Annotated in this window: 7 protein-coding genes; 1 reads left to right on the forward strand and 6 read right to left on the reverse strand. The window is 60.3% G+C overall.

The window, feature by feature from the left end; translation table 11 throughout:
- Nucleotides 1–73 precede the first annotated feature (73 nt).
- The gene (gene metH / locus JNB85_RS23990; RefSeq protein WP_220336781.1) at nt 74–3,847 is read right to left on the reverse strand and encodes a methionine synthase; all 3,774 of its coding nucleotides are present in this window, start codon (nt 3,845–3,847) and stop codon (nt 74–76) included.
- Between the two features lie 173 nt (nt 3,848–4,020).
- On the opposite strand from metH, the gene JNB85_RS23995 reads away from it, so the two are divergent.
- Nucleotides 4,021–5,265 carry an AGE family epimerase/isomerase gene (locus tag JNB85_RS23995; RefSeq protein WP_220336782.1) on the forward strand — a complete coding sequence of 415 codons (1,245 nt, stop codon included), beginning with the start codon at nt 4,021–4,023 and terminating at the stop codon, nt 5,263–5,265.
- Between the two features lie 10 nt (nt 5,266–5,275).
- On the opposite strand, the gene JNB85_RS24000 is transcribed toward JNB85_RS23995, so the two are convergent.
- The 5 genes from JNB85_RS24000 to JNB85_RS24020 form a co-directional block, all read right to left on the reverse strand.
- The gene (locus tag JNB85_RS24000) at nt 5,276–5,899 is read right to left on the reverse strand and encodes a DUF2799 domain-containing protein (RefSeq protein WP_220336783.1); all 624 of its coding nucleotides are present in this window, start codon (nt 5,897–5,899) and stop codon (nt 5,276–5,278) included.
- A 123-nt stretch (nt 5,900–6,022) separates the two neighbouring features.
- The gene (locus tag JNB85_RS24005) at nt 6,023–6,511 is read right to left on the reverse strand and encodes a heme-degrading domain-containing protein (protein WP_220336784.1); all 489 of its coding nucleotides are present in this window, start codon (nt 6,509–6,511) and stop codon (nt 6,023–6,025) included.
- Between the two features lie 109 nt (nt 6,512–6,620).
- Nucleotides 6,621–7,364: an aspartate/glutamate racemase family protein gene (locus JNB85_RS24010; protein WP_220336785.1), complete on the reverse strand. Its 744-nt coding sequence runs from the start codon at nt 7,362–7,364 to the stop codon at nt 6,621–6,623.
- Nucleotide 7,365: 1 nt separating this feature from the next.
- Nucleotides 7,366–8,187 (reverse strand): ABC transporter permease, encoded by an 822-nt coding sequence (locus tag JNB85_RS24015; protein ID WP_220336786.1) that lies wholly within the window; start codon nt 8,185–8,187, stop codon nt 7,366–7,368.
- A 1-nt stretch (nt 8,188) separates the two neighbouring features.
- Nucleotides 8,189–9,100, reverse strand: a complete 912-nt coding sequence (locus JNB85_RS24020) for an ABC transporter permease (protein WP_220336787.1) — start codon at nt 9,098–9,100, stop codon at nt 8,189–8,191.
- Between the last annotated feature and the right edge of the window lie 106 nt (nt 9,101–9,206).

Genomic DNA, 9,206 nt, shown 5'->3' on the forward strand with positions numbered 1-9,206 from the left:
ACGTTCCGGCTTTTTTTGTTTACTGAATCAATCGCTCAGCCTGCCACCTCAAGCGACCGAAAAGACTCTGCAATCAGGCGGCGTCGTCGATCTCTTCATCAGCCTTGCGCGGCACGTAGTTCAGCACCGGTCCGAGCCAACGCTCGACCTCGGTGACATCCATGCCCTTGCGCTTGGCATAATCTTCCACCTGATCGCGCTCCACCTTGGCAACCCCGAAATAGTAGGAGTCGGGGTGGCCGATATAGATGCCGGAAACCGACGAGCCGGGCCACATCGCATAGCTTTCCGTCAGCTTCACGCCGGCGGTGTTCTCCGCATCCAGAAGACCGAACAAGGTCTTCTTCTCGGTATGATCAGGCTGGGCCGGGTAACCAGGTGCCGGGCGGATACCGGCATAGGCCTCGGTGATCAGATCCTCGTTGGAGAGATGCTCGTCCTTGGCGTAGCCCCAATATTCGCGACGGACGCGCTCATGCATGCGTTCGGCGAAAGCTTCGGCGAAACGGTCGGCGAGCGCCTTGACGAGGATCGAGGAATAGTCGTCGTTCGAGCGCTCGAAGCGCTCGGCGATTGCGATCTCCTCGAAACCGGCAGTCACCACGAAGCCGCCGACATAGTCCTGCACGCCACTGTCCACGGGCGCTACGAAGTCCGACAACGCGACGTTCGGGCGGCCGTCGCGTTTCGAAAGCTGCTGGCGCAGCGTGTAGAACGTCGCCAACTCTTGCCTGCGGGCATCGTCCTTGAAGAGACGGATATCGTCGCCGACCGTGCCAGCCGGCCAGAAGCCGATGACGGCGCGCGGACGGAACCACTTCTCGTCGATAATCTTCTTCAGCATTGCCTGGGCGTCGTTCCAGAGAGCACGAGCAGCTTCGCCCTGCTTCTCGTCCTCAAGGATCGCCGGGTAGCGGCCGCGCAGTTCCCAGGTCTGGAAGAACGGCGTCCAGTCGATGTACCTGGCAAGTTCGGCCAGATCGTAATCTTCGAACACCTTGGTTCCGAGGAAACTCGGCTTGGTCGGCTTGTAGGCGGCCCAGTCGACCTTCTGTGCATTCTCGCGGGCACGCGACAACGGCAGACGCACCTTCTCTGCTTCGCTGCGCGCATGAGCGGCGGCGACCTTGGCATATTCTGCCCTGATGTCGTCGATATAGGACTGACGACCCTCCGGCGACAGCAGCGAGGAGACGACGCCGACAGCGCGGCTGGCGTCAGTCACATAGATCGACTGGCCCTTGTTGTAACCCGGATGGATCTTCACGGCCGTATGCACGCGGCTCGTCGTTGCCCCGCCGATCAATAGCGGAATGTCGAAGCCCTGCCGTTCCATTTCGGCCGCCACATGCACCATCTCGTCAAGCGACGGGGTGATCAGTCCGGAGAGACCGATGACATCAACCTTCTCGGCGACAGCCGTCTCGAGGATCTTCGTTGCCGGCACCATGACGCCGAGATCAATGATCTCGTAATTGTTGCAGGCGAGTACGACACCGACGATGTTCTTGCCGATATCGTGCACATCGCCCTTGACGGTCGCCATCAGGATCTTTCCGGCAGACTTGCGTTCCTCGCCGCCATTCTGACGCTTCTCCTCCTCCATGTAAGGAAGGAGCACGGCAACCGCCTGCTTCATGACACGGGCGGACTTGACCACCTGCGGCAGGAACATCTTGCCCGAACCAAAGAGATCGCCGACGACGTTCATACCGGCCATCAGCGGACCTTCGATGACGTGCAGTGGGCGCGCGGCTTTCTGGCGCGCTTCCTCGGTATCAGCTTCGATATATTCAGTAATGCCGTTGACCAGCGCATGTTCGAGGCGCTTTTCCACGCTCCATTCGCGCCAGGAAAGATCCTGCACCTTACCTTCCTTGGCGCCGGCGCCGCGGAAGCGTTCCGCAACCTCGAGCAACCGTTCGGTCGCATCGGCGCGGCGGTTCAGCACCACGTCTTCGCAGGCCTCGCGCAGTTCCGGATCGATCTGGTCATAGACCGCAAGCTGGCCGGCATTGACGATGCCCATGTCCATGCCCGCCTGGATGGCGTGATAAAGGAATACGGCGTGCATCGCCTCACGCACAGGCTCATTGCCGCGGAAGGAGAAGGAGAGGTTCGACACGCCGCCCGAGATGTGAACGAGCGGCATGGTCTTGCGGATCGTGCGCGTCGCCTCGATGAAGTCGACACCGTAATTATTGTGTTCCTCGATGCCGGTCGCGACGGCGAAGATGTTCGGATCGAAGATGATGTCTTCGGGCGGGAAACCGACCTTTTCCGTCAAAAGCTTGTAGGCGCGCGTGCAGATCTCAACCTTGCGTTCATAGCTGTCGGCCTGCCCCGTCTCGTCGAAGGCCATTACGACGACCGCCGCGCCGTAATTGCGCAGCAGGCGCGCCTGGGCGAGAAAGTTCTCCTCCCCTTCCTTCAACGAGATCGAATTGACGATCGGCTTGCCCTGAACGCGCTTCAGGCCGGATTCGATGATCGAAAATTTCGAGCTATCGATCATGACCGGCACGCGGGCGATATCAGGCTCGGCGGCAATCAGGTTCAGGAACTCGACCATCGCCTTCTCGGAATCGATCAGGCCTTCGTCCATGTTGATGTCGATCACCTGCGCGCCGTTCTCGACCTGGTCGCGGGCAACATCGAGCGCTGCCGTGAAATCGGCATTGGTGATCAGCTTGCGGAAGCGGGCCGAGCCGGTGACGTTGGTACGCTCGCCAACATTGACGAAGGGAATATCCTTGGTCAGTTCGAACGGTTCGAGACCCGACAGCGACATGAACGGACGATGCTCGGGGATCGGCCGCGGCTTATACTTCGCCACAGTCTCCGCAATCCTCCTGATATGGTCGGGCGTCGAGCCGCAGCAGCCGCCGACGATGTTGACGAGGCCTTCGCGGGCGAAGCTGTCGATCTGCGCCGCCATCAGTTCCGGCGTCTCGTCATACTGGCCGAACTCGTTCGGCAGGCCGGCATTCGGATAGGCGCAGATGAAGGTATCGGCAACGCCCGAAAGCTCCTGCAGATGCGGGCGCATCGCATTGGCGCCGAGCGCGCAGTTGAGCCCGATCGTGAAGGGATTGGCGTGACGCACGGAATTCCAGAAGGCAGTCGGCGTCTGGCCGGAGAGCGTACGGCCGGAAAGGTCGGTAATCGTGCCGGAGATCATGACCGGCAGGCGGATGCCCTTGGCCGCAAAGCGCTCCTCGCAGGCAAAGATCGCAGCCTTGGCATTCAGCGTATCGAAGATCGTCTCGATCAGGATGATGTCGGCGCCGCCGTCGATCAGACCGTCGATCTGCTCGGCATAGGCATCGCGCAGGTCGTCGAAGGTGACGGCGCGGAAGCCTGGATTGTTGACGTCGGGCGAGATGGATGCGGTGCGGTTCGTCGGGCCGATAGCGCCGGCAACGAAGCGGCGCTTGCCGTCCTCGCGTTCCGCACGCTGAGCGGCACGGCGAACAATCTCCGCACCTTCCTTGTTCAGCGCATAGACCTCGCCTTCCATCTGGTAATCGGCCTGTGCGATGCGGGTCGAAGAGAAGGTGTTGGTTTCAAGGATATCGGCGCCGGCCTTGGCGTATTTATAATGGATCTCCTCGATCGCATCCGGCTGCGACAGGATCAGCAGGTCGTTATTGCCCTTCTGATGGCAGGCACAGCCGATGAAACGCGAACCGCGGAAATGGTCTTCATCGAAGCCCAGCCCCTGGATCTGCGTGCCCATTGCGCCGTCAAGGACGAGAATTCGTTCGCTAGCTGCCTTTTTCAGCGCCGCGAACACTTCACTGCCATCACGTTTGCCCCCTTCGGGACCAAAAAGATTGTCGAACACGGGAAGGCTCCTTGACATCACAAGATCGAAAACGACAAATCACATAAAGATATCTTTATGTCAACATATGCCTGTTGCTTTAGGGGCATTGCGAGCCTTGGCGGATGACAGACTCGCCCGACCTCTATATAGGCGTTTCCTAACGGCATTGTGCACGAATTCGGAGGAGTATCATGGCACCTGCACTCGGCAACTGGTCCACCCGCGCCTATCACCGGGGCTGGCTGCTTTCGCAGGCCAACGGGCTCTTCGATTTCTTCCAGCACAATTCCATCAATCCCAAAGGCGGCTTTTACGACCTCGACGACGCCGGCAAGCCGCTCGACGCCGAAGGCCAGGTGCGGCCGCTCCATATTGCCTCGCGCGCCGTCCACTGCTTCTCGATCGGCACGCTTCTCGGCCGCCCGGGTGCCGCCGATGTCGTCGACCACGGCATGAACTACATCTGGAACCACCATCGTGACCGCAAGAACGGCGGCTATTTCTGGTCGCTGGACAACAACGGTCCTGTCGATTCCAACAAGCAGGGCTACGGTCACGCTTTCGTCCTGCTCGCCGCCTCGTCGGCCAAGACGATCGGTCACCCGCTCGCCGATGGCATGCTCGCCGATATCACCGAGGTCCTGAACACGAAGTTCTGGGAAACCCGGCACGGTGCTATCGCCGAAGAGTTCACCGCAGACTGGCAACCGCTCGACGGCGGCAGCTATCGCGGCCAGAATTCCAACATGCATCTGACCGAAGCGCTGATGGCCGCCTTCGAGGCGACCGGTGACCGCGACTACCTCACCAGAGCCGAAAGCATCGCCGATCTCGTCATCCGCCGTTCAGCCGGTTCGGTCGACTGGCGCGTTGCCGAACATTTCGATGCCGAATGGAACCTCGATAAGGATTACTATCATCGCAACGAAATGTTCCGCCCCGCAGGCACGACGCCCGGCCACTGGCTGGAATGGACCCGTCTGATCCTGCAACTCTGGGCGCTTGGTGGCAAGAAGCTCGAATGGATGCCGGATGCGGCAAAGGCCCTCTTCGAGCAATCCATGGCGCTCGGTTGGGACAATGAAAAGGGCGGCTTCTTCTACACGCTCGACTGGGCCGACAAGCCGGCCAAGCGCAACAAACTCTGGTGGCCGGCCTGCGAAGGTGCTGCTGCCGCGCACTTCCTCAACGAGCACCTGCCGAGTGATTATCACGAGGAATGCTACCGGAAGATCTGGAACGTGATCGAGCGTGCCTTCATCGACCATAAGAATGGCGGCTGGCATGAGGAACTGACGGAAGACCTCGTGCCCTCACACTCGCTCTTCCCCGGCAAGGGCGACATCTATCATGCCCTGCAGGCCTGCCTCATCCCGCTCTTCCCGGCAACGGGCAGTCTGACCAAGGGCATCGTGGAAGCCGGCGGCAAGCTCTGAGGCAAAAGCCTCAGTAGCCCGGCATGACCGGCGGCGGCGCATTCGGATTCTGCTGGAACCACTGAACCTCGGCGCTTGCGTCATCAAGTTCGTCCTCAACGTCGCGCTGTTCGCGGCGGATGCGACGCATATCGTCTTCGAGGTCGTCCATCCGTCGGCGGATATCATGCCGGTCCGCATCGGGTGCATCCTTGATCTTGTCCGACAGGTCGTCGACCTCGGCTTCCTTCGATCCGTAATCGCTCTGCAGGGAGCTTAGCCGTGATTGCAGCGAATGCTCGCGGTTCCCGAGCGTATAGCCACGCAGGAAGCCTGCAGCAGTCGCCGGTGGGCAAACATTGGAGTAGCCGTGACCCGCCTGCCCATGCATCAGGCCGCTCATCGGCGTGCAATAGCGCACGAGACCCGCCTGATAGCCCTGATACCAGATCGTCTGATCGGGCACGATCTTCACCCGCTCGCAGGATTTGGCATGGGCGGCAAAACGCTCCTGCGGCTCGTAACCGGCAGCCCCGTCGGATTCGCCGATCACCCGCCAGTCGGCGGCGACGCATTCTTCCTTCGACAGCGTATTGCAGGAGGTGAGGAAAAGACCGAAACCAATCGCAGCAAAGGCAAAGAGCAAACGTAACATGATGTCCCGGCAGCAAGTCACAAAACCGGGCGCACCTTATCGTCGCGAAATACGCCAGTCACCGGGAACGGATCGCGATCTTGCGTTTTTCGCGGCTTTTATTTGTCAAAAATGCGGCAGGATTCACGCAAGCCGCAGGCTTTCGAGATCCTTTGCCAGGATCAGTGCCAGCGCCTCGACCGCGAGATTATGGTCGTCGCGCTGCGGCAGGCCGGATACCGTGACGGCGCCGATGCAGCCCGTGCCCCTGACATTGATCGGGAAACTACCGCCGTGCGGCGCATAATCAGCGGGCGAAAGCCCGTTGTCCTCAACCGTCTTGCCTTCCTTCTGCAGCTTGAGGCCGGAAGCGTAGCTGCTGCGGAAATAGCGGGACACCATATTGCGCTTGCGCCGCACCCAATTGACGTTGTCAGGCGTCACACCCGGCAAGGCCGCATAGAAGACCGGCATGGAATGAAGCGTGATATCGATCGCGATGCCGAGGCCTCGCTCGGTAGCGAGTTCCTGCAAGAGCTTGCCGAGCTGCCATGCAGTCGTCAGATCGAAGGCATCGAAGCTCAACGCCTTTTCCTGTTCCGCAATCCGGATCAGATCCTCGTCGATCGACATGGAACGGCTCTCCTCTAACGTGATAATCGGCTGCGACAATTCTCACGCGAGGGGGAAAAGTAAAGTCAAAACTTGACGCTATGCACCATCAAGAGTTTTCGCCTTATGTTTAGCCGGCCGCGCGGATCGGCGCAAAACCGCTCATCGCGCCCATGAAATGTTTGGGCAGTGGCGAGGCATAAGAGCCGCGTTTGCTGGTCGAAAGACCGAGCGAGACCAGCGCCTCCGCCTGCTTCACCGCAGCCGCGACCCCATCGATGACGGGCACGCGATAGACATCCTGCAGTTCGCGCGCCAGATCCGTCATGCCGGCGCAGCCGAGCACGATCGCCTCCGCTCCATCTTCCGAAAGCGCCCGTTCGATTTCCGCTTTCAGCTTGTCGATCGCGCCAGATGCAGCATCTTCCAGTTCCAGCACCGGAATATCCGATGCCCTCACCTTCGCGCGACTGCCCATGCCATAACGGCGCACGAGATTGTCGATCAGCACCCGGGACCGCTCAAGCGTCGTCACCACCGTGAAGCGCTGCGCGAGGAAGCCTGCGGTAGCGACAGCGGATTCGCAGAGACCGAGAACGGGCACGTCGGCGAAGGTGCGCGCGGCGTCGAGCCCCGTATCGTCGAAGCAGGCGACGATCGCCGCATCGTAACCCGCCTCCTGCCGCTCTTTCAGCTCCGTCAGCAGACCAGGGATGGCAAGCGCCCCGTCATAATGCCCTTCGATGGAAACTGGCCCCATGCGCGAGGTCGCGGCGATGATCTCGGTGCCGGCGGCTGCGACCGCACGCGCGGCGGCGGCGGCCTTCTCAGTCATGGAAGCAGTCGTATTGGGATTGACGATCAATATGCGCATGTCAGCGTGTCTTTGCCTGCCGCCGGCCGAGCATCGTCATGATGCCGAGCGCGACGAGAATGATGGTGAAGGAGAAGAGCGTCGTGACCGTGCCGAGTGCATAGAGCACCGGCGTCGTGACGTTGGTGGTCATGCCGTAGATTTCGAGCGGCAGCGTATTGTAGGTGCCAGACGTCATCAGTGTACGGGCGAATTCGTCATAGGAGAGCGTGAAACCGAACAGGCCGACGCCGATGAGACTTGGCGCGATCATCGGCAGAACGACGTGGCGGAAGGTTTGCCATGACGTCGCGCCGAGATCGCGCGCGGCCTCCTCGTATGCCGGGGAGAAACGGTTGAAGACGGCAAACATGATCAGCACGCCGAAGGGCAGCGTCCAGGTCAGATGCGCTCCGAAGGCCGAGGAATACCACGCAGGCCTGAGCCCGCCTTGCTGGAAGACAACGCCGATGCCGAGCGAGATGATGATCGATGGCACGACGAGGCTTGCGACCGTTGCGTAAAACAATACTGACGAGCCACGAAAGCGCCGACGGAAGGCAAGGCCCGCCATCAGCGAGACGAGAACGGTCACCACCATCACCATCAGCCCGAGAATGAAGGAGCGTTGGAAGGAGGCGCCGAAGTCGCCGACAGCCTGCTTTTCGAAGAGATTGAAGAACCAGTGCGTCGAAACACCATTCAGCGGGAAGGTCAAACCGCCATCCGGCCCCTGGAAGGAGAGGATGACGATCGCCGAAAGCGGCCCGTAGAGAAAGAGCACGAAAAGGCAGAAGAAGGCGGCAAGGACGTAGAATTCGAGGGAGCGTTTTTCGCGGTTCATCTCAGAGCTCCTTACGAATGTCGACGACGCGCAGGATCGCCGCGACCATCATCAGCACCACCACCAGCAGAACGACGGCATTGGCGGCGGCGGCCGGATATTGCAGCAGCGACATCTGGTTCTTCATCATCAGAGCCACGGAGGCGCTCTGCCCCCCCGACATGACCTGCACGGTGGAGAAGTCAGCCATGACCAGCGTGACGACGAAGATCGTGCCGATCGCCATGCCGGGCTTGGCAAGCGGGATCACCACATTCCACAAAACCTGCCAGCCTGAAGCACCGGCATCACGCGCCGCTTCGAAGAGCGAACGGTCGATGCGCATCAGCGTATTGAAGATCGGTGTCACCATGAAGAGCGTGTAGAGATGCACCATGGCGAGCACCACGGCGAAATCCGAATAGAGCAGCCATTCTACCGGCTGCGGCACGATGCCCATTTCCACCAGCGCCGAATTGACGAGACCGTTGCGCCCAAGCACGGGAATCCATGAGATCATGCGGATGATGTTCGATGTCATGAAGGGCACGGTGCAGACGAGGAAGAGGATCATCTGCGTGGAGGTCTTGCGGATATGGAAGGCCAGGAAATAGGCGACCCAGAAGCCGATGAAGAGCGTCAACGCCCAGACGATCACGGTGAATTTCAGCGTGTTGAGATAGGTCTTCCACGTCACCCATGAACCGAGTGTCTCAGTGTAGTTCATGGTCAGGAAATCGGGATAGAGGCCGGCGAAATCATAATCCCAGAAGCTGACGACAGCGATCATGGCGATCGGCAGGATGAAGAAGAAGCCGAGGATGACGATCAGCGGCGTAGCCTGCAGATACGAGATCGCCCAGGGCGCAAGCCGGAAGGCGCGTTTGGGCGCTTCCGCTACCGGTATCGTCTGCTCCGAAGCGATCGTGGCCATGCCTGGTCCTTTCGTTCATCAAGGAAGAAAGGAGGGATCGCCAAATACCCCTCCCCAACCCTCCCCACAAGGGGAGGGAGTTTTCGTACCGCACCCTCCCCTGCTC

It is taken from the genome of Rhizobium mesosinicum (assembly GCF_019511345.1).
GTDB classification, from domain to species: domain Bacteria; phylum Pseudomonadota; class Alphaproteobacteria; order Rhizobiales; family Rhizobiaceae; genus Rhizobium; species Rhizobium mesosinicum.